Below are 20,131 nucleotides of genomic sequence, written 5' to 3' on the forward strand. Positions count from 1 at the left end.
GTTGCGGCGGACCCTTTCGACTGGCCTCCTGAAACACGGTGAATGACACTGGGGCGATTCATGAAAGCACTGCCACTTCTTCTCCTGATGCTCGCAAGCGTCGCCCAAGGCGATGCGCTCCGGATTTCCGAGGTCCGGGAGGTAGCGGGGGAGGATACCGAGCGGATGACCTTGAGCTACCGGATCGACGGCGAAAACAAGGAGGAGCAGCTTTTCATCCTCAAGGAGGTGATGATCGGCGATGGGGACGTCGCCCAAGCCTCGGTAGGGCCGGGTGGAACGATCACCGTCAAACTGAAGCCGGAGGGAGCAAGGGTGATGGCCGAGGCCACGGGGAACATGATTCCCGGCCGGAGCCGGCTGGCGCTTATCGTGGATGGCAAATTGGTCAGCGCGCCCGGAATCCGGGAACCGCTGGGAGGCGAATTCGAGATTTCAGGAGTGGATGATCTGGATGGCCGGGGATTGGAGAATCTGGCCCGGCGGATGTCCGGGCGCCCGGTACTGGATCCCAAGGAAGAGGTTCCCCAAGCCCCGCCCCCACCTCGTCGTCCCGAGACGGTGCCTTTCACCGAGGAGGAGTATCAGCAAAACAAGGCCGCCCGGGAGAAGGCGGGCATTTACCACCTCGAAAGCATCCCTTCTCAAGAGGAGCTCGATGCCAAGTTGCAGAAGGGGATGGATCGGGAGGCTGTGATCGCGGCGCTCGGCAAGCCTTGCTACACGTCGGGCAAACCGGAGGATGGGAAGATCGAGATGATCTACGAGATCGCACCGGAAAAGAGAGACGAGGTTCCCGATGGTGGGGCCGTGAGGGACGGGTTTTCAGTCCGGTTTTCGGAAAGCAAGGTGGTCGGATGGGACTTTTCTTCCAGCAATATCCCGAGGGACCGGAAGGTGGTCGGCCGGGTGCCCGGACTCCTTGTTGCGAGCTATCCCAAAGTGGATTTCAGTTCCGACGACATTGATGTGATCGCGCTGTTGGAAGGCGTGAAGATTCCCGACATCCGGCAGAAGGTGAATGCCACCGATCTCGCCCAACTGCTTTCCCTGGCCATGATGACGTCCCACTGGGAAAACGCGGTGGGGAAGGAGCAGAAACTAAGCACCCGATGTGACTTCATGAAGATCCTGGCTCTCCATTTCCCGGAGGTGCAGGCACTTGCCGACCGGGCTGTTGATGGCAAGCTGCCGGCCAAATCGCTGGGGGCGGCATTGTCGCCCTACTTCGAAGAGGGAAAGCCGTTGCCGGGCGCGCAAGTCGCTCCTTCCGAGAAGGGGCGATGAGCGGGGAGTCCATCCAGGCAAGGCCGGGCTGGGTGCTGCTTGGCGGTTGCATCCTCGCGTTTCTCGCCGCGGCGGTGAATGCGGACTTCATGCTGAGGGTGGGTGTTTCCGTCAGCCACCTGACCGGGGATCTGTCGCGGATCACGGTGGAGGCCTTGAAAGCCGGCGGCCGTTGGTCGCATGAGGCGGCCATCCTGTGTCTGTCCCTCGGTGGATTCGTCGGCGGGGCGGCGACGGCCGGCTTTTTCATCCACCATCCAAATCTCCAACTCAGCCGGCCTTACGGGCGCTCCGTCATGTTCGTGGGGGTGCTGCTGATGGCTTGCCACCCGCTGCTGAAGGTCTCCGTGCTGTGGCCGTGCTTTCTCGCCGCGTGGGCCTGCGGGATGCAGAACGCGCTTGCTACCCGCTACCGAGGAATAGTGCTGAGGACCACTCACATCACCGGACTGCTCACCGACTTCGGCCAGCTGATCGGCATGCGCCTGCGCGGGCATCCGATCGAGAGCTGGAAGATCACCACGCCGCTTCTGCTTTCGTCCGCGTTTGCCCTCGGTGCGGCTGCCGGGGCGGCCCTTCACTTGTCCACCTCGATTCCGGTGACCTTTGCCTGCGGTAGCACCTACCTGATCGGAGGCCTGCTCTGGTCCTTCCTCAAGCGGCGGCTGGTCCCGGATAATTCAAATATAGAACGTGTTTGAATTCGGTGTGAGATGGGTCAGGCTGGTGGCGTAACCCAAGCCCTGTCCATGAGAAATGCCGTCTTCTTCGCCGCTGTCGCGCCCTTGGCCGTGCTCGGCCTCGCCGCCTTGGCCGACTCCGAGACCCAGCCCGCGCCGAACCGCGCGCCGCTGGATCCTGGCAGCTTTACCGCGTTGCCGCTGGGCAGCGTGAAGCCGCACGGCTGGCTGAAGCACCAGCTCGAACTCCAGCGCGATGGACTGACTGGCCATGCTCCAGAGCTGCTGGAGGCGGTCAGCCCTAACAGCGCGTGGCGAGGCGGGACCGGGGAGAACTGGGAGAAGGGCCCTTATTATCTCAAGGGCCTCATTCCGCTCGCGTGGGGATTGGATGACAAGAAGCTGAAGGCCGAGGCGACGAAGTGGTGCGATGCCATCCTCAAGAGCCAGCGCGAGGACGGCTTCTACGGTCCGCCTAACAACGACGACTGGTGGCCGCGTATGGTGGTGAATCACTTGCTCCGCGATTTCCACGAAGCCACCGGCGACGAGCGCGTGATTCCCTTCCTCACGAAGTACTACGAGTTCATGAATTCGGGCCTCGATGCCCGGCCGCTGCGCGACTGGGGCAAGTCCCGCGCAGGGGATGACATCGAGACGGTCTTCTGGCTCTACAACCGCACTGGCGATGAGTTCTTGCTCGGCCTCTCCGACAAGCTCGCCAAGCAGGCCTACCAATGGACCGACATCCTCACGAACAACAAGTTCGTCGAGGTCGATCGCAGCTTCCAACCGCGGCATAACGTCAATGTCCCGCAGGCGGTCAAGATGCCGGCTGTGTATTCGTTGCGCTCGGGCAAGGCTGAGGATCGCTATGCTTATCGTCTCGGTGTGGCGAATCTCGACCGCGATCACGGCACTGCAGTGGGGATCAATGCGGGCTCCGAGTTCCTCGCCGGCAACTCGACCACCCAGGGCATCGAGCTCTGCTCCATCGTCGAGCGCATGCTCAGCGATGCGAGCGTCGCGCGCGTGACCGGCGAGGTGGCGGCGGCCGACAGCCTTGAGCGGATGGCCTTCAATGCCCTGCCGGGCTCGGTGACGGAAAACATTCACCAGCACGTTTACTACTGCATCCCGAACCAGGTCATCGCGAAGCGGGGCGGCAAGGGCTTCGACCAGGACTATGCCAATGGCAGCACGCCCTCGCCGATCTCCGGGTTCCAGTGCTGCTGCTACAACTTCCACATGGGCTGGCCGAAGTTCGTGCAGAACTCATGGGCCGCCACGCCCGACAAGGGACTCGCGGTGATTGCCCATGCGCCGACCGAAGTGAGCGCTGCCGTCGGCGATGGCACGAAGGTGAAGCTGAGTTCGGCGACCACCTATCCGTTCGGCGAGACCGTGCGCATTCGCGTTGCCACGCCGAAAGACGTGGCGTTCCCGCTGTCACTGCGTGTTCCCGGCTGGTGCGATGACGCGACGCTCGAAGTGAACGGCAAGACCGAGCCCGCACCGAAAGCTGGCACCTTCGCGAAGATCCAGCGCACGTGGAAGCAAGGCGACGAAGTCGTGCTGAAGCTTCCCATGAAGGTGAAGCTGCAACGCGGCCTGAACGACAGCGTTACCGTGCATCGCGGACCGCTGGTCTATTCGCTCGCGATCAAGGAGCGCATCGAGGCTTTTGAGAAAGGCAAGGTCGCGGGCTTCGATTCGCTGGAGTTCTTTCCCGAGTCCCCATGGAACTACGGGCTCGTGATCGATGAGAAGGATTCGGCCTCTTCCTTCGAGGTGAATACGAGAGAGTTGCCTGATCAGCCGTTCTCGCGCACCAAGTCACCGATCACCATCACCGCCCGCGCGAAGAAGGTGCCGTCGTGGAAGATGGCGCACAGCGGCCTGGTGGCGCTCGATCCGCCGGTCAGCCCGGTGGCCTCGGATGAGCCGGAGGAAAAGATCGAGCTCGTTCCTTTCGGCGCGGGCATGCTGCGCGTGACCAGCTTCCCGGTGATCGGCAAGCCGGCGGCTCCGCTCGAGTCCTATGCCGACGCTTTCGCAAAGGGGACGTTTGATCGCTGGATCACTTACGGAGGTAGCTGGTTCATTCGCGGTGGTGCGCTTCACACTGCCGCGGAAGCCCACTCGGGAACCGGTGGCGTGGTGGGTGCGAAGGCGGTGATGCCCTACACGGATTTCGCGGATTTCGTCTATGATGCCAAGGTCACCGTGAGCGAAGCGGGCGACGCGGGTTTGCTCTTTCGCACCAGCGAAGCATTTCCCGGCATGGACAGTTACCGGGGCTACTACGCAGGCATCAGCGCGGAGAAGAACGAGCTCGTCCTCGGCAAGGCTGACCACCGCTGGATCCCGCTCAAGTCCGTGCCGCTCATTGTGAAGGCGGGTGAAGCGATGCCACTGCGCATCGAGGCCGAAGGCCCGCTCATCCGCGTCTATGCCGGTGATCTCGATGAGCCGAAGATCGAGGTCACCGACGAGAGTTTCCGCTCCGGCATGATCGGCGTGCGGCGCTACTGCACGAAGGGTGACAAGCACGCGGCCTCCTTCTCCGATATCAAGGCCAGCGGGCTCTAGCGAAACGTCGCCTGCGCTGCTTTCAGAACGACAGCTTCCGCGGCTTCGACGCCGGGCGGTTCAGCTTGTCGCAGGCGATCTTGCAGAGTTCAAAGACCATCGGCTCGCAGATCTCGTAAATCACGCTGGTGCCCTGTTTGGTGCGGGTCACCAGGCCGGAGTCGTAGAGCATCTTGAGCTGCTTCGAGACGTTCGCCTGAGTCGTCGGCAGGGCGTCCACCAGCTCGCCGACCGACTTCGGCCTGTCCTTTAGTTCCTGCAACAAGGCCAGCCGCGTGGCTTCGGCGAAGACGCGGAACAGGTTCGCAACGCGTTCGAGGTCGTTGAAATCGAGCTTCATGGGCGACGATGGAAGCATGCCCGGAAATTTCGCTTGCGCAAGTATAACCATATGGGAATATAAGCATATAAAGCGGTGAGAATCCCGCCACTTCTTGTCCCATGAATACTACCCTCGATCCCAAGACCGTCCACGAAGCCCATGCTGCCGGGAGGGTCCATCTCATCGATGTGCGAACGCCGGCCGAGCATGGAGAAGTCCACATCGAAGGCTCCACCTTGATGCCGCTCGACCGGCTCGATCCTGGACAGGTGAGCGGCCCGGCGGTGCTGGTATGTCGAAGCGGCAAGCGCGCCGGGCAGGCCCTCCAGAAACTCGCAGCAGCCGGTTGCAAGGATCTCGCGGTCCTTGAAGGCGGGGTGACCGCATGGGAGCAGGCGGGCCTGCCGGTGAAGCGCGGCAGGGCGGTGATTTCCCTGGAACGCCAGGTGCGCATCGCCGCCGGCTTGATCGTCCTGACCGGGGTCATGCTCGGCACCTGGGTCCACCCGGCATTCTACGGTCTCAGCGCCTTTGTGGGTGCCGGGCTGATCTTCGCCGGACTCACCGATTGGTGCGGGATGGCTATGCTTCTGGCGAAAATGCCTTGGAACCAGCGCAGCGGAGATTCCTGTTTGGCCTAAATCATCTCCAACGATTCAAAACCATGTATCTCCGTCAAATCACCGACACTTCGCTCGCGCAGAATGCCTACCTCATTGGGTGCCAGCGCAGTGGCGAGGCCATCATCGTGGACCCCGAGCGCGATCTCGACCGCTACTTCGAGGTCGCCGCCGAAAACGGGCTCACGATCACGGCGGTCGCCGAGACCCATATCCACGCCGATTTCCTGAGCGGCGCTCGCGAGCTTGTAGAGCGCCACGGCGTCACCCCGTATCTTTCCGAGGAAGGCGGTCCCGACTGGCAATTCGAGTGGGCGAAGGGCAGTCCCAAGGCCCGCTTCCTGCGCGACGGCGACACCTTCAACATCGGCAACATTTCCTTCCGGGCGGTCCACAGTCCCGGCCATACGCCCGAGCACCTCAGCTTCCTGGTCACCGATCAAGGCGGCGGCGCTGACGAGCCGGTCGCGCTGCTGAGCGGCGATTTCATCTTCGTCGGCGACGTCGGACGGCCCGACCTGTTAGAAAGCGCCGCTGGGCAGGTGGGCGTCATGGAGCCGTCCGCGCGGAGCTTGTACGAGAGCCTCCGCAGTACCGAAGCGCTGCCCGATTACCTGCAGGTCCTGCCGGCGCACGGTGCAGGCAGTGCCTGCGGTAAGTCCCTTGGCGCGGTGCCGTTCAGCGTGATGGGCTACGAGCGCCGTTTCAACGGGGCCTTGCACAAGGCGCTGCACGGGTCCGCGGACGAATTCGTGAAGGAGATCCTTTCCGGACAGCCGGAGCCACCGCCCTACTTCGCACGCATGAAACGCGACAACCGGCTCGGCCCCGCGCTGCTGCCAGATGGCAAGTTGCCTGAACCCCGCCGGATCGGCGCGACCGAACTCGACCAATGGATCGAAGCCCCGGGACGCACCATTCTCGATCTGCGTGCGGACCGGAAGGACTTCATGAACCGCCACCTCCGCGGGTCGATCTACGCCCCGATCGCCGGTGGCAAGCTTCCAGTCTCGGCAGGGTCCTATGTCGAGGAGCGCAGCAAGCTCCTGTTGGTCCTGGAAAACGAGGCCCTGCTCGACGAGGCGGTGCGCCAACTGGTGCGCATCGGCTTGGACGATGTGGCTGCCTGGATCCCGGCGGACGAGGCGAGGAGGGCGCACGGCTTCACCAGCATCATTCCGCGGGTGCAGGCTTCAGGGCTTGCTGCTGCGTTGGCCGAGGACGCGGGCGCCCTGCTGCTGGACGTTCGTGGTGCCGATGAATTCGCCGCGGGTCATGTCCAGGGAGCCGTCAACATCGCCTACACCCGTCTCGCCGCGAATCTGGAAAACTTGCCCGACCGTCGGCCGGTCTACGTGCACTGCGGCAGCGGCCTGCGGGCCTCGCTGGCCGTCTCGTTCCTCTCCAGCAAGGGCATCGATGTCGTCCATGTGGACGGGAACTACGGCGACATCCGTGGCACCTGCCAACTCCCCGGGTCATGAATCCCCTGGCGTGGCTCGGCGCGGCGTTGATCGGATTGTCGCTTGGCCTGACCGGCGCGGGCGGCAGCGTGATCACGCTGCCGGTGCTGGTCTATCTGGCCGGGGTGCCACCGCGGGAAGCGGTGGGCTTGAGCTTGCTCGTCGTCGGAGCTGCGGCGGCGGCAGGGGCCGTCCAGTGCTGGCGGGCAGGAGACCTGCATGCGAGGGCAGCGTCGATGTTCGCGCTGTCGGGCATGGCCGGGGCGTGGTTCGGCGCGAAGTTCACCCGTTTGGTCGCGCCAGAGTTCCTGATGGTCGTCTTCGCCGTGCTGATGCTCGCGGTGGCGGCGCGAATGCTTTTCTCGCGCGACGAGGATGCGACCCTGCCGCCGGAGTGCCGGCCGTGGCGCTGTCTCGGTATTGGCGGAGGCACCGGCATCATGACCGGCTTCCTGGGCGTGGGGGGCGGTTTTTTGCTGGTGCCCGCCTTGATCAAGTTCGCCCGCTTGCCCTTGCGGATGGCGACCGGCACTTCGCTGGCGGTGATCGCCTTCAACTCGGCCGCCGGCTTCGCCGCGCATCTCGACGGGCCGGTGGACTGGAAGCTCGCCGGGCTTTTCTCCGGTCTCGCTGTAGCCGGGTCGGTGGCGGGGAATGCAGCTTCGGGGATGTTGCCGGTAAAGCGGCTGCGGCAAGGATTTGCCGTGACGGTATTGCTCGCCGGAGCGGTGGTGCTGTGGCGCAACCTCGCGTGAACGGGAGATTCCCCCGCCCTCGGGATGATCTGCCAAACTTCGCTGATCTGGTTGCGCTCGGGAAACTTCGAACCGAAGCGGTTGGTCTGGCCAGTCGTATGCCGATGCGTTTGCGAAGGGCACCTTTGATCGCTGGATTCCTTACGGTGGCAGTTGGTATGTCCGCGATGGCGCGCTCCATACCGCCGAGGAAGCTCACTCGGGCACCGGTGGCGTGGTGGGGGCGAAGGCGGTGATGACGGCGAGAGGTCTCCCAAGTAGGAAAGCAATGCTCTTCCGGAGGGGAAGAGTTTTGGAATCTTCGTTGGCGCGTCGAATCGTGTCGGGCGATTCTTCCGGCGAATCAGGCATCAGATGCGCCTATGTGATGCGGCGAGCTTTTCCCATATTCCGTGATGCACTCCACAGAACCATTGCCTTTATGAACACTCGCAGAGATTTCCTGACCACCTTCGCAACCGCTGGCGGAGCACTTGTTGCGGCCTCGGCACAGAAACTGGCTGCGCAGGATACAGCGCCTGCGGCTCCGGCCACGACGGGCGTGGCGCTCCCGCAGTCCGACAAGACACCCAAGGGCCGCTACCGGCCGCCCTTCCGGATCGGCCTCGGCAGCGCTCCGATCGGTGGCTCTTCGGGGCTTCCCATCACGAATGCCCAGTCCTTCGCCATCACCGAGAATGCCTGGGCCGCCGGCATCCGCTACTATGACACCTCGCCCTTCTACGGCTACGGTCTCGCCGAGCACCGCTTCAATTACTTGCTCGCCGAAAAGCCGCGCGAGGAATTCGTCCTTTCCACCAAGGTCGGCCGCGTCTTCGAGCCCGCGGCCAACGCACCGAAGTCCGCGCTCGGCGGATGGGCCAATCCGCTGCCCTTCAAATACACCTACGACTATACCGCCGCGGGCGTCCGCCGCTCGGTGGAAGACAGCTTGCAACGCCTCGGTCTGGCCTCCATCGACATCGTCTTCATCCACGATCTCGCTCCGGACAATGGCGACCTCAAGGACACCTACTCGACCTACTTCGACCAAGCCGTCAAAGGGGCGATGCCCGAGCTCATCAAGATGAAGGAAGAGGGCATCATCAAGGCCTGGGGCCTCGGCGTGAATCACCTCGATCCCATCCTCCGCGCCTTCAAGGAAAGCGATCCGGACATCTTCATCTGCGCCTGCAACTACACCCTCATCGATCACGCGGCTACGATCGAAAAGGTCTTCCCTCTCTGCGAGGAGCGAGGTGCCACGCTCGTCATCGGGTCCCCGCTCAACAATGGCTTCCTCACCGGTCGCGACCGCTTCAACTACGGCGGCAAGCCGACTGCCGCGCAGCTTGAGAAGCGCTCCAAACTTGAGGCCGTGGCCAAGCGCCACAGCGTCGACTTGCGGACCGCTGCCCTTCAATTTACGGCTGCTCCGGGCGTGGTGTCAGCCACCATTCCGGGGGCACGCAGCGTCCCGCAACCCCAGGAAAACGTGACCTCGATGAGCGTGAAGATCCCTGCGGATTTCTGGGCGGAACTCAAGGACGGGAAACTCCTCGACGCTGCGGCTCCCGTGCCTGCGTGATCTAGCCCGTGGTTGGGCGTGGAGCACTTGACCGGACTGGTCACTGGCCCGGAAGCGGGGGCAGTGGACGGAGCGGCGGTGCGCCGCTGTTGCCATTGTCGCCGTCGCTCTTCGGCACGATCTGCCAGACCTCGCTGATCTGGTTGCGCTCGGGGAACTTCGAGCCGAAGCGGTCGGTCTGCCCGAGATAGACGGCCTGCACGCGTTGGCCGGGCTTTTTCACTTGGTCCAAAACACGGGCGACGGCGGTGGCGCGATCCGAGGAGAGGGAGCGATTGCTGTCCACATTGCCCGTCTCCGAAGCGTAGCCGACGACGAGCAGCAGGGCGTTGTCCGGGGCTTGGGAGGGAAAGCCGGCAATTCGCTGGCCGACTTCCGGCGGCACGTCGGAGGCCCCGGTGGGGAAGTCGATTTTATCGAGCACGTTCGCGCCCAATTGGGCACCGAATTGGCTGTAGGCGGTGGCGATTTCGGAGTCCGGCTTGTTTTCAAGTTCGCGGAGCCTGCGGAAGAGTTGAACTGCATCCTTGAGTAGCTCACCTTCCGAACCCGCGAAAAGCGAGGCCTGGGAAAGACGTGACTCCAGCTCGGCGACGCGGGCGCGGAGTTCGTCGCGCTCGGCGGTGATTTGCGCAAGCGCTCCGGAGCCTTGGCTCAGACGGCGGATTTCATCGCCGAGGGAAATGATGCGCTTGTTGGCGGCTTCGAGCTGCAAGCGCAGGCCGTTGGCATCGGAGCCATCGATGAGGGCCTTGTTGAGTTCCGCCTGAAGCCGGTTCGCCTGTTCGCGGAGCACGCCTTGGAGCTTCACCGCGTCGGTCCATTCCTTGGTCCGCACGTCGAGTTCGGCGTCCTTTTGCGCGATCAGATCCTTCACGCCCTTGGCCATGTCCACGAGGGTCGCGGCGTCCTCACTGATGCGAACGGCCACGGCTTCCGCCGACTCGGTCGTCTGGCCGTAGAGCGGGGAGAGGCCGAGCTTGGCGCGCTCCTGGTTCAGGCTGGTTTGCAGCAACTGGACCTTGGCCTTGGCCTCGCGCATCGCGGGATCGTTCTCATCCGTTGCCCCCGCGGCCGCTTCGGCCGCCGGTCGCGACTTGATTGCCATGGCGATGAGCACGCCGACCAGCGCGATGGCGATGAAGCCGAGTGCCATGACCGAGGTGGGCAGCGTGACCGACGATTTCCCGGTGTCGGGCGACGTTTCCACGTCGTGCTGCTCGGGCTCAGGGGTGGCGGGGTGCTCGTTCATGGCCGCAGATTGGCAATCGGCGGCGGATTGTCGAATGCGGAAATCAAGCAGCCGGGAGGCGGATCAACAGCCCCCGGACGATGATTCCAATGGCGGCCATGGCATTGATGCCGCAGACCCACAGCTTGATCTCCTGCAGCGGGTCGGCGGCGAAGCAAATGGTCACTCCGGGATGGGCCCGCCGGACGGTAGCCATCCGATCTTCGCTGTCGTCCGAGACGACCCAGTAGCCGAAGGCGGAGCAGACTAACAGGGCTGCACCAAAACCGATCCAGGCCCGCCGGTGGTTCGCGGCCCTGGTGCGGTTGAGGTGCCCCGGGGTTGTCATAAACTTGGCACGAGCCCCAGCAGCTCGGCCGGGGTCGAAATGATGTGTTCGGGAGCCTCCGCCCGGAGCGACTCGGCGGAGTTGAAGCCCCAGGTCACCGCGGCCATCGCGATGCCGGCTTTCTTGGACGCCTTGATGTCGCGGATCTCGTCGCCCACGTAGAGCATCTCCTCGGCGTGGAGCGAGAAGGTCTTGCGGATCGCCCGCAGGTGGCCGGATTTCCCGGTCAGCCGCGAGGTCGAGGAGATGAAATCGAAGTGTTCGCGGAGACCGTGGGCCTTCAGGAAGAGATCGACGTTTTCCTCGGCGTTCGACGTGAGCACGCCGAAGGACTTCGCCCGCGAGCGCAGCTCGGGGATGATGGCACCGATGCCGGGGATCAGCGGCAGGCGGGCGATATTGGAGCGCATCATCGAGGTGCCGCGCGACAGCAGCGTGGGCACGCGGCGTTTCGGGATGCCGAGGTGATCGAGCAGTGCGAGCAGCGAGAAACTGCGCAGCTCTGGCAGCTCTTCCTCCGAGATCTGGCGCAGCGAGTAATCGGGGGCCATCAAGTTATAGATCCGGCGGGTTTCCTCCAGCGTGTCGGCCAAGGTGCCGTCGAAGTCGAAGATGATCGTGCGGTAGGCCATGCGAAGGTTCTGGCTAACTTGAGCCGGATTTCCCGATGCCTCAAGCATCTTGGCTCAACTCGCGTTTCCCGCGGCGACCAAGGGCAGATTCGGGTCGATGTCGGCGTCGAGCGGCGAGGCGTGGCCCTCGAAGGCCCGCAGCAGGGCGGCGAAGGCGATCATGGCGGCATTGTCCGTGCACAGCCCGGGCGTGGCGGTGGCGAGGGCGATGCCTTCCTTCCGGCAGGCGACCTCGAAGGCGGCGCGCAGGGTCTTGTTCAGGCTGACCCCGCCGGACAGGGCGATGAGGTCGCGGCCGGCGTGCTTTGCGGCGCGCAGGGTCTTGGTGACGAGCACTTCGATCACCGCTTCCTGGAAGGATGCGCATAGGTCGGCGAGGTCCTCCGGGCGCGCGCTGCCGGTGTCGGGATTTCGCTCGGAGAGGGTGTAGAGGACCGCCGTTTTCAGACCGGAGAAGGAGAAATCAAAGCCCGGCTCCTTCATCATCGAGCGCGGGAAGGCGAAGGCCTGCTTGTTGCCGCCGGCCGCGGTCCTTTCGATTTCCGGCCCGCCGGGATAAGGAAGGCCGAGCATCTTGGCGACCTTGTCGAAGGCCTCGCCTGCGGCGTCGTCGCGCGTGCCGCCGAGCTTCGAGTAGCGGCCGGGTCCGGCCACGTCTAACAGCAGGGTGTGGCCGCCCGAAACGATCAAGGCCAAGTGCGGGAGAACGATGCCGGTCTCAACAAACGGCGAGAGCAGGTGGCCTTCGAGGTGATTGATCGCGAGGAAGGGCTTTCCTGCCGCGGCGGCCATGGCTTTCGCCGCAGTGGCGCCGATCAAGAGCGACGAGGCGAGGCCCGGTCCCGAGGTGGCGGCGAAGGCGTCGATGTCACGGATCGAAACGCCGGCGTGTTGCAGGGCCTGCTCGACCAGCGGGCGCAGGTGCAGCGAGTGATTGCGCGAGGCGACTTCCGGGACCACGCCGCCGTACTGGCGGTGCAGCTCGATCTGCGAGGCGATCTCCGACGCGAGGATTTCTGCCGGCTTGCCGGGCTCGCCGGACAAGATGGCGACCGCGGTTTCGTCGCAGGAGGATTCGAGGGCTAACAGAAGCATGGCAGGTCCTCACTTCGTGTCTTGGACCGCTCGCAAGCCGGGGTCCGTCCACCCTTCGAGCTTCTTTGCTTCCTCCCCCGTCAGCGCGGCACGGCGGTAGGAGAGGACGAGCTTTTCCCGGTCGGCATCGGTGAAGTTCACCTTCAAGTCTGGAGTGATGCCGACGCGGTGCGGGGTTTTTCCCGACGGCGTGTGATAGGTGGCGATGGTCAGGCGCAGCGCGGTGCCGCCGCCCATGGGGATGATGTTCTGAACGGAGCCCTTGCCGTAGCTCGTCTCGCCGACGATCACGGCGCGCTTGAGGTCCTGGAGGGCACCGGCGGTCAGCTCCGAGGCGGAGGCCGACATGTGATCGATGAGCACGTTGATGGGATACTCGCGCTTCCGTCGCTGGCGCTCGGGCGTCTTGAGCGGCTCACCCTGCACTTCGCCGCCGCGGCCTTGGGTCGTGACGACTGCGGTGTTCGGCGGAAGGAAGAGGCCGAGAATCTGCACCGTCTGTTGAAGGTCGCCGCCGGGATTGCCGCGCAGGTCGAGGATCAGGCGCTTCATGCCCTTGTCCTCCAACTCATCGAGCGCGGCCTCCATTTCCCGTGCACAGCTTCCCATGAATGAGGCGAGGCGGATGTAGCCGGTGCCGGCGTCGTCTAACAACCGGGCCTCGGTCACTGCCTTTTCCTCGACGGCGATGTGGACCAGTTCGACCTCCAGCGGCTTCGGCTCGGCGGGCGATTTCACCTTCAGCTTGGTCTTCTCGCCCGGGGCCTTGCGCAGCGAGGTGAGCAGCACGGCGAGCGGAGGAGGGGGATTCCCGTTCACTTCGAGGATCGAGGAGCCCGGCAGCAAGCCGGCGCGTGATGCCGGGGTGGCGGGTGCGATATTGGAGACGAATGGGCCATCGTCACGCACGCCGAGGGTCAGGCCGAGCGACGGCAGGAACGGGTCGAGCGTGGGGTCGGCTTCAAGGGCTCGCGCCATCTCCGGATGAATGAAGCTCGAGAAGGGATCGAGGCTGGAAAGCATCCCTTCCAGCGCGTGGTTCACCAGCCGATCATACTCCACCTTGTCGGCGTCGGGATGGCGTCGGCGGACCTGTTCGAGCACCTTCACGAAGCGCTCGATCGCCGGGTAGGCGGCTTCCTCCGGATCGGGAGGCTTCACCTGCTCCGCTGCAGAAAGGACGGGGATCAGCAGCAAGGGCAGCCAGCGCATGGAAAGAGGATGCGAAAGGTGTCCGCGCCGTGGGAAGAGGAATCCGTGGCCGGAGTGGGGGTCTCGGGTGCGTTGTCACCTTGCCGAATCGTCTTTTCCGGAGCGCAATTTTCCCTGGGCCCTTGAAAGGAAGCGAGGAGGGTGTCCTTAGTCCGACGGTCGTTTTTCCGCGGCAACTCTGATCCGAGATGTTTTCCCGACGAGAATTCCTACGTCGTGCCGGCCTGCTTTCCGGCGGGCTGGGTGCTGCGTCCGTGGTGCCGCCGTCGATCCTCAAGGCCATGGCCATCGAGCCGGCGGCAGGCAGCACCTTCCTGGATGCGGAGCACGTGGTCATCTTGATGCAGGAGAACCGCTCGTTTGATCATGCGCTCGGCGCGCTGCGCGGGGTGCGGGGCTTCGATGACCCGCGGGCGATCACGATCCCAGGGGGCAAGCCGGTCTGGCTGCAGACGGATGTGAACGGCGACACCTATGCGCCCTTCGGATTGAAAATCCACGAATCGAACTCCACCTGGATGAGCTGCCTGCCCCATGACCGGCGCTCGGAGGTCGCCGCTGGCAATCACGGCAAGCACGACCGTTGGCTGCCGGTTATGCAATCCGGGATCGAGGAGTACGAGCACATGCCGCTCACGCTTGGGTACTACGACCGCGGGGACATTCCCTTTTACTATGCCTTCGCGGACGCATTCACGGTGTGCGACCAGCATTTCTGCTCGGTGCAGACCTCCACGACGCCGAACCGGCTGTATCTGTGGACGGGGACCAGTCGCGATCCCCGCGATCCGGCGGCAGAGGCCCTGCTGAGCAATGGGCAGGCCGATCACGATACGCATCCGGATTGGCCGACTTTCCCGGAGCGGCTGGAGGAGCACGGGATCGCGTGGAAGATCTATCAGAATGAGGTCGATTTTCCGACCGGGCTGTCGCCGGTCGCTGCGTCATGGCTGGGGAACTTCGGGGACAATCCCATGGAGTATTTCGCCCAGTATCATGTGGAGTTTTCGCCCGCGCGGGTGGCCGGCCTCAAGTCCCGGCTGGAGTTTATGCAAGGGCAGCTTGAGGCACCCGTGGAGGGGCCGCTTGCTCCGGAAGAGTCGGTAACCCGGCGAGAGGAAATCGAGCGCAAGATCGCCGCGGTTTCTGCGGAGCTGGAGCGCTGCTCCCCGGAGAATTTCGCCAAGCTCCCACGGCGGGAGCAGAGCCTCCACCGCAAGGCTTTCACCACGAACACCGGCGATCCGGCCTATCGCGAGCTGGCGACGCTGAGCTATCTGGAAGGAGAGCTGCAGCGTGAGGTGCAGATCCCCGCCCGCGACGTGCTCCATCAGTTCCGCAGGGATGTGGATGAAGGAACGCTGCCATGCGTGTCGTGGCTCGTGGCCCCGGAGAATTTCTCCGATCACCCGTCCGCGCCGTGGTATGGGGCGTGGTACGTTTCCGAGGTGCTGGAAATCCTCACGAAGAATCCGGAGGTGTGGAAGAAGACGATCTTCATCCTGACCTACGACGAGAACGACGGCTACTACGACCACGTCCCGCCCTTCGTTCCTCCTCATCCCGACTTCGCGGGCAGCGGCGTGGCATCCCCGGAGATCGATACGCGGCTGGAATTCGATGCCCACGGGAACCCGCTCGGACTCGGCTATCGCGTGCCGATGGTGATTGCCTCGCCATGGAGCCGCGGTGGGAACGTCTGTTCGCAGGTGTTCGACCACACCTCGGTGCTGCAATTCCTGGAGATCTTCCTCAGCCACAAGACCAAGAAGGAGATCCGTGAGACGAACATCGGGCCTTGGCGGCGTGCAATCTGTGGCGACCTGACGTCCGCCTTCCGCCCCCATGGCGGCGAGTGCGATGTGAATCCACTGCCGTTGCAGCGCGATGCCTTCGTGGAGGGGATTCACCGCGCCGGGTTCATGGAGCCGCCGGTGGGATTCAAGGCCTTGGACAAGGAGGCCATTCGCGATGTGCTGGAGCGACCGCTGTCCTCGGCCCATCTCCCGCGGCAGGAACCGGGGATGAGGCTTTCCTGTGCCTTGCCCTACGAACTCCGCGCCGAAGGCCGGCTGAACCGGCAGGCGGGTGTCTTTTCCGTCACCTTCGAGTCCGTGGAGAACCGGGGGAAGGGAGTGGGTGCTCCTTTCCATGTCTATGCTCCCGGGCAAACGCTGCCCGATGATGTGGAGACCTACACGGATGCCCCTGCGCCGATGGAAGAAGTGCGGCGCTGGTCCTTCGCGGTGAGCGCCGGTGGCAAGGTGGAATACACGTGGCCGTTGGCGATGTTTGAGGGTGGCTACTACTTCCTTCGTACTTACGGACCCAATGGCTTCTTCCGCGAGTATCAGGGCGATGCCACGGATCCCGATCTCGCCATCTCGTCCGAATACTCCGGAGGTCGTCTCGTTTTCCGTTTCTCGAATGCGAGCGGTGAGGCTCGGGAAGTGGTGATCACGGACCGAGCTTACGGCGCCGCTGACCTGCGCCGCGTCGTGGGGCTGGGCGCGACCGAGACCCTGCCGCTGGATCTAACAGCCAGTCATCGCTGGTATGACCTGGAAGTCACGATCGCAGGGGCTGCCCGCTTTTTCCGTCGATACGCAGGACGCGTCGAAACCGGTGAGCCGGGAATGAGCGATCCGCTGATCGGCCGGAACGGCATCGTCACCGCTGGGATCGAACGAGTGCCGCCCGCCGATCCGCCGCAGAGGAGGGACTGAGGCGCGATGAGTGCTCTGATGCCGCCGGTTATCTACCTTGAAACAAAAACGGAGTGATCGTTTCCGATCACCCCGCTGTGCAAATCAATCACGCCGCGTCCTTGTCCGCGCGCTTGCGCCGCATCAGCGGCGGGCGTTCGCCGAGGACGACCGGGCGGTTGATGGTGATGGCCTCGATGTCGCCCTTGGACGGCACCTCGTACATCACATCCAGCATCAGCCGTTCGAAGATGGAGCGCAGGGCGCGGGCACCGGTGCCGCGGCGGACCGCTTCCTCGGCGAGGGCGCGCAGGGCATCGCGGGTCACGCGGAGCTTCACGCTGTTGAGGGCGAGCTGCTTGCCATACTGCTTCACCAGCGCGTTCTTCGGCTCGGTGAGGATCGAGATGAGCTCGTCCTCGGTGAGCTTGCGGAGGGCGGAAATGACGGGCAGGCGGCCGATGAATTCGGGGATCAGGCCGAAGTGCAGCAGGTCTTCCGGCTCGGTCAGGTCGAGCACGTTACCGGTGGAGGACTTCACTTCCTCCACGGTGCCGTGGAAGCCGAGCGTGCTGCGGCCGAGGCGGCGCTCGATGATGTCTTCCAAGCCGACGAAAGCGCCGCCGCAGACGAAGAGGATCTTCTCGGTATTGACCTGGATGTACTCCTGCTGCGGGTGCTTGCGGCCCCCTTGCGGCGGGACGTTGCAGATGGTTCCTTCGAGGATCTTCAGCAGCGCCTGTTGGACTCCTTCACCGGACACATCGCGGGTGATCGAGACGTTTTCGGTCTTGCGGCCGATCTTGTCGATTTCGTCCACGTAGATGATGCCGCGCTCGGCGCGTTCGACATCGAAGTCGGAGGCTTGAAGCAAGCGCAGGATGATGTTTTCCACGTCCTCGCCGACGTAGCCGGCTTCGGTGAGTGTGGTCGCATCGACGATGCAGAAAGGGACATCGAGCAAGCGCGCGAGCGTGCGGGCAAGCAGGGTCTTGCCGGAGCCGGTGGGGCCCAGCAGCAGGACGTTCGACTTCTCGATTTCCACGCCGGCGAATTCCTCAGGGAGGGCCGCCTGGTCCTGGCGGAGGCGCTGGTAGTGGTTGTAGACCGCGACCGACAGCACCTTCTTGGCGTGGTCCTGGCCGATGACGAATTCATCGAGGCGGGCGCGCAACTCGGCGGGCGAGGGCAGGCGCTTGTTGCTCTGCTGGCCGCGGCGGCTCTTGGAGGACTTGGTGGCTCCTTCGGCGAGTTCCTTGTCGAGGATGTTCGAGCAAACCTCGACACACTCGTTGCAGATGTACACGCCCGGGCCGGCGATTAGCTTTTTGACCTCCGAGTGGCTCTTGCCACAGAAGGAACACATCGTCAGATTGGAAGCTCGTGCCATAGGGGTGCCGGGTTGTAAAAGCAGCAGGCGCCGGGCCGAAAAGCCCGACGCCTGAACTTAGCGGAAAAGACCTCAGACGTCGTCCTTTTTTCCGTCATTCGTCTCGGCGAGGGCGGCAATGACGTCGGGAAGCTGCTTTCGGCTTTCCAACACCTTGTCCACCAAGCCATAGGCGACGGATTCCTCGGCCGACATGTAATTGTCACGATCCGAATCGTGTTCGATCTGCTCGATGCTCTTGCCAGTGTGCTTGGCAAGGATGCCGTTGAGGCGCTTTTTCAGGTTGAACATGAACCCGATCGTGCGCTCCACGTCGGAGGCGGTGCCTTGCGCGCCGCCGGAGACCTGGTGGATCATCACGTGGGAATTCGGCAGGCAGAATCGCTTGCCCTTGGTCCCCGCGGTGAGCAGCACCGAGCCCATCGAGGCGGCGATGCCGATGCAGTAGGTATTCACGTCGCAGGTCATGAACTGCATCGTGTCATACATCGCCAGACCGGCGGTCACGGAGCCGCCGGGGCTGTTGATGTAGATGTGAATGTCCTTCTTCGGGTCCTGCATTTGCAGGAAAAGAAGCTGGGCGATCACCGAGTTGGCGACGAAGTCGTCGATCGGTGTGCCGATGAAGATGATGCGGTCCTTGAGGAGCCGCGAATAAATGTCAAAGGAACGCTCGCCGCGGCCATCCTGCTCGATGACCACGGGGACGTAGTAGCTGTTCTGCGGTGCTCCGCCGGCGCGGATCACGTTCGGAAAATCACTCATTGGAAGTCTGTTCATCTGGAACTTCCTCGACGGTGGCGTGCTCCAGCACGAAGTCAATGGCCTTGCCCACCAGCATCGAGTTGCGGATTCCGGGGAGGCGGCCGCCACGCTGGAGGTCCTTGATGAACTTCTTCGGGTTCTCCTTCCGCTGTTGGGCGATCATCGCGAGGTGGTTCACCAGTTCGTTGTCGCTGACCGCGATGCCCTCGTTGCGGGCGATTTCCTGGAGGATGAAGTTGGTCTTCAGGTTCGTGCGGGCCTGATCGCCGGCGGTGGCGATGATCTCGCCCTGTTGGGCTTCGATCTCCTCCTGGGTCATGCCGGACTTCATGCCGCGCTCGACGAGTGCGTCGGCCTGGCCCTGGGTCTCGTGGCGGAGCAGGTCATCCGGCAGGTCGAAGTCGACCAGCGAATTGAAGTGCTCGACGATCTGGTTGACCTTGTAGTCGTCGATGCGGCGGCGCTTCTCGATTTCGATCTGCTGCTTGGCGAGGCCGCGCAGTTCCTCGACGGTCTTGCCGCCGGTGATCTTGGCGGCGAACTCGTCATTCAGCTCGGGCAGCACGGCCTGCTTGAGGCCCTTGAGGGCGACGTGGAAGACGACTTCCTTGCCGCGCAGGTCGGAAAGCGGGAAGTCTTCCGGGATGGTGAGGGCGATGTCCTTGGTGTCGCCGGTGCTGAGGCCGGTGACTTGGGCGGAAAAGCCGGGCAGGAAGCTGTTTTCATCCAGCTTGAGCCAGAAGCCCTCGCGGCCGCCGAGGTAGCCGGCTGGCTTGCCGAGTGCTTCTTCGAGCGGCTGGCCGTCGAGGCTGGAGGTAAAGTCGATCACCGCGAGGTCGCCCGTTTCGGCGGCGCGGCCTTCGATGTCGGAGTAGTCGGCGAAGCGCTCGCGCAGGCCTTCCAGCTGGGCATCGATCTCCGCGTCGGTGACTTCGGTGGAAGGAGCCTTCACCGGGATGCCCTTGTAGTTGGGCAGCGCCACTTCCGGGGCGAGGGTGAGGGTGGCGTTGAAGGTGATGGTGCCGTCCGCGTTGTGGGCCAGATTCTGCGGGATGCCGAAATTCAGCACCTTGAGAGCCTCCTGGCGCAGCGCCTCGTCATAGGCCTGGCGGACCAAGCGGTCATCGAGTTCCTCGACGATGGCGGTCTGGAATTTCTTCTCGATGACGTTCTTGGGCGCCTTGCCCGGGCGGAAGCCGGGGATGCGGGCCTGGGCGGTATAGCCGGAAACGATCTTCGCGCGTTCGCTCTGCACGGTTTCCGAGGGGACTTGGACGCGCAGCGTGGCGAGGCAGTTCGGCTGCTTTTCAACGGTGATGTTCATGGCGGAAAGGGCTGGTCCGGACTCGCCGGGGGCGGGAAGCTAAGGGGGGCGTCCGTTCCTTGTCAAAGCGAAGGTGCGGGCGTTAGGGACGGCGCTTTCAGACATGGTCCTTGACGGCCCCTGCCCATAAAAGGTTCCATGC

At 63.7% G+C, this 20,131-nt stretch carries 17 protein-coding genes; 8 read left to right on the plus strand and 9 right to left on the minus strand.

Annotation, left to right across the window (positions count from 1 at the left end; translation table 11 throughout):
- Positions 1-60 precede the first annotated feature (60 nt).
- The 3 genes from OKA05_RS26005 to OKA05_RS26015 are packed head-to-tail and all read left to right on the plus strand — an operon-like array spanning position 61 to position 4,559.
- On the plus strand, positions 61-1,287 hold the full coding sequence (locus tag OKA05_RS26005) for a SecDF P1 head subdomain-containing protein (RefSeq protein ID WP_264490142.1): 1,227 nt from the start codon (positions 61-63) through the stop codon (positions 1,285-1,287).
- Positions 1,284-1,988 carry a YoaK family protein gene (locus OKA05_RS26010; protein ID WP_264490143.1) on the plus strand — a complete coding sequence of 235 codons (705 nt, stop codon included), beginning with the start codon at positions 1,284-1,286 and terminating at the stop codon, positions 1,986-1,988. Before OKA05_RS26005 ends, OKA05_RS26010 begins: the two co-directional genes overlap by 4 nt.
- Positions 1,989-2,036: 48 nt before the next feature.
- Positions 2,037-4,559 (plus strand): beta-L-arabinofuranosidase domain-containing protein, encoded by a 2,523-nt coding sequence (locus OKA05_RS26015; protein ID WP_264490144.1) that lies wholly within the window; start codon positions 2,037-2,039, stop codon positions 4,557-4,559.
- Between the two features lie 22 nt (positions 4,560-4,581).
- Here the strand turns inward: OKA05_RS26015 and OKA05_RS26020 are convergent, their stop codons facing one another.
- Complete coding sequence (locus OKA05_RS26020; protein ID WP_264490145.1) at positions 4,582-4,899, minus strand: ArsR/SmtB family transcription factor; 318 nt, start codon at positions 4,897-4,899, stop codon at positions 4,582-4,584.
- A gap of 101 nt (positions 4,900-5,000) precedes the next feature.
- Here OKA05_RS26020 and OKA05_RS26025 point away from each other — a divergent pair, with 101 nt between their 5' ends.
- The 4 genes from OKA05_RS26025 to OKA05_RS26040 all read left to right on the plus strand — a co-directional run bounded on the left by OKA05_RS26025 (position 5,001) and on the right by OKA05_RS26040 (position 9,286).
- Positions 5,001-5,522 carry a rhodanese-like domain-containing protein gene (locus OKA05_RS26025; RefSeq protein WP_264490146.1) on the plus strand — a complete coding sequence of 174 codons (522 nt, stop codon included), beginning with the start codon at positions 5,001-5,003 and terminating at the stop codon, positions 5,520-5,522.
- A gap of 23 nt (positions 5,523-5,545) precedes the next feature.
- Positions 5,546-6,985, plus strand: coding sequence for an MBL fold metallo-hydrolase (locus OKA05_RS26030; protein ID WP_264490147.1), 1,440 nt, complete (start codon positions 5,546-5,548; stop codon positions 6,983-6,985).
- On the plus strand, positions 6,982-7,719 hold the full coding sequence (locus OKA05_RS26035) for a sulfite exporter TauE/SafE family protein (RefSeq protein ID WP_264490148.1): 738 nt from the start codon (positions 6,982-6,984) through the stop codon (positions 7,717-7,719). The genes OKA05_RS26030 and OKA05_RS26035 overlap by 4 nt, the downstream gene beginning before the upstream one ends.
- 421 nt (positions 7,720-8,140) lie before the next feature.
- Positions 8,141-9,286: an aldo/keto reductase gene (locus tag OKA05_RS26040; protein ID WP_264490149.1), complete on the plus strand. Its 1,146-nt coding sequence runs from the start codon at positions 8,141-8,143 to the stop codon at positions 9,284-9,286.
- A gap of 40 nt (positions 9,287-9,326) precedes the next feature.
- Here OKA05_RS26040 and OKA05_RS26045 read toward each other — a convergent pair whose 3' ends face one another.
- The 5 genes from OKA05_RS26045 to OKA05_RS26065 are packed head-to-tail and all read right to left on the minus strand — an operon-like array spanning position 9,327 to position 13,805.
- On the minus strand, positions 9,327-10,538 hold the full coding sequence (locus OKA05_RS26045; RefSeq protein ID WP_264490150.1) for an OmpA family protein: 1,212 nt from the start codon (positions 10,536-10,538) through the stop codon (positions 9,327-9,329).
- A gap of 43 nt (positions 10,539-10,581) precedes the next feature.
- The gene (locus tag OKA05_RS26050) at positions 10,582-10,866 is read right to left on the minus strand and encodes a hypothetical protein (protein ID WP_264490151.1); all 285 of its coding nucleotides are present in this window, start codon (positions 10,864-10,866) and stop codon (positions 10,582-10,584) included.
- On the minus strand, positions 10,863-11,498 hold the full coding sequence (locus OKA05_RS26055; protein WP_264490152.1) for an HAD hydrolase-like protein: 636 nt from the start codon (positions 11,496-11,498) through the stop codon (positions 10,863-10,865). Before OKA05_RS26055 ends, OKA05_RS26050 begins: the two co-directional genes overlap by 4 nt.
- Before the next feature lie 54 nt (positions 11,499-11,552).
- Positions 11,553-12,593, minus strand: a complete 1,041-nt coding sequence (gene tsaD, locus OKA05_RS26060; protein ID WP_264490153.1) for a tRNA (adenosine(37)-N6)-threonylcarbamoyltransferase complex transferase subunit TsaD — start codon at positions 12,591-12,593, stop codon at positions 11,553-11,555.
- 9 nt (positions 12,594-12,602) lie between these two features.
- Entirely contained in the window at positions 12,603-13,805 is a 1,203-nt protein-coding gene (locus OKA05_RS26065) for a S41 family peptidase (protein WP_264490154.1), read from the minus strand.
- Positions 13,806-13,993: 188 nt separating this feature from the next.
- Here OKA05_RS26065 and OKA05_RS26070 point away from each other — a divergent pair, with 188 nt between their 5' ends.
- Positions 13,994-16,531 (plus strand): phosphocholine-specific phospholipase C, encoded by a 2,538-nt coding sequence (locus tag OKA05_RS26070; protein ID WP_264490155.1) that lies wholly within the window; start codon positions 13,994-13,996, stop codon positions 16,529-16,531.
- Positions 16,532-16,619: 88 nt separating this feature from the next.
- On the opposite strand, the gene clpX is transcribed toward OKA05_RS26070, so the two are convergent.
- From clpX to tig, 3 genes are all read right to left on the minus strand, one after another.
- Complete coding sequence (clpX, locus tag OKA05_RS26075; RefSeq protein ID WP_264490156.1) at positions 16,620-17,900, minus strand: ATP-dependent Clp protease ATP-binding subunit ClpX; 1,281 nt, start codon at positions 17,898-17,900, stop codon at positions 16,620-16,622.
- 72 nt (positions 17,901-17,972) lie between these two features.
- Positions 17,973-18,665 carry an ATP-dependent Clp protease proteolytic subunit gene (locus tag OKA05_RS26080; protein ID WP_264490157.1) on the minus strand — a complete coding sequence of 231 codons (693 nt, stop codon included), beginning with the start codon at positions 18,663-18,665 and terminating at the stop codon, positions 17,973-17,975.
- Complete coding sequence (gene tig, locus OKA05_RS26085) at positions 18,658-19,989, minus strand: trigger factor (RefSeq protein WP_264490158.1); 1,332 nt, start codon at positions 19,987-19,989, stop codon at positions 18,658-18,660. The genes OKA05_RS26080 and tig overlap by 8 nt, the downstream gene beginning before the upstream one ends.
- Positions 19,990-20,131 lie beyond the last annotated feature (142 nt).

This window comes from Luteolibacter arcticus (assembly GCF_025950235.1).
GTDB classification, from domain to species: Bacteria; Verrucomicrobiota; Verrucomicrobiia; order Verrucomicrobiales; family Akkermansiaceae; genus Haloferula; species Haloferula arctica.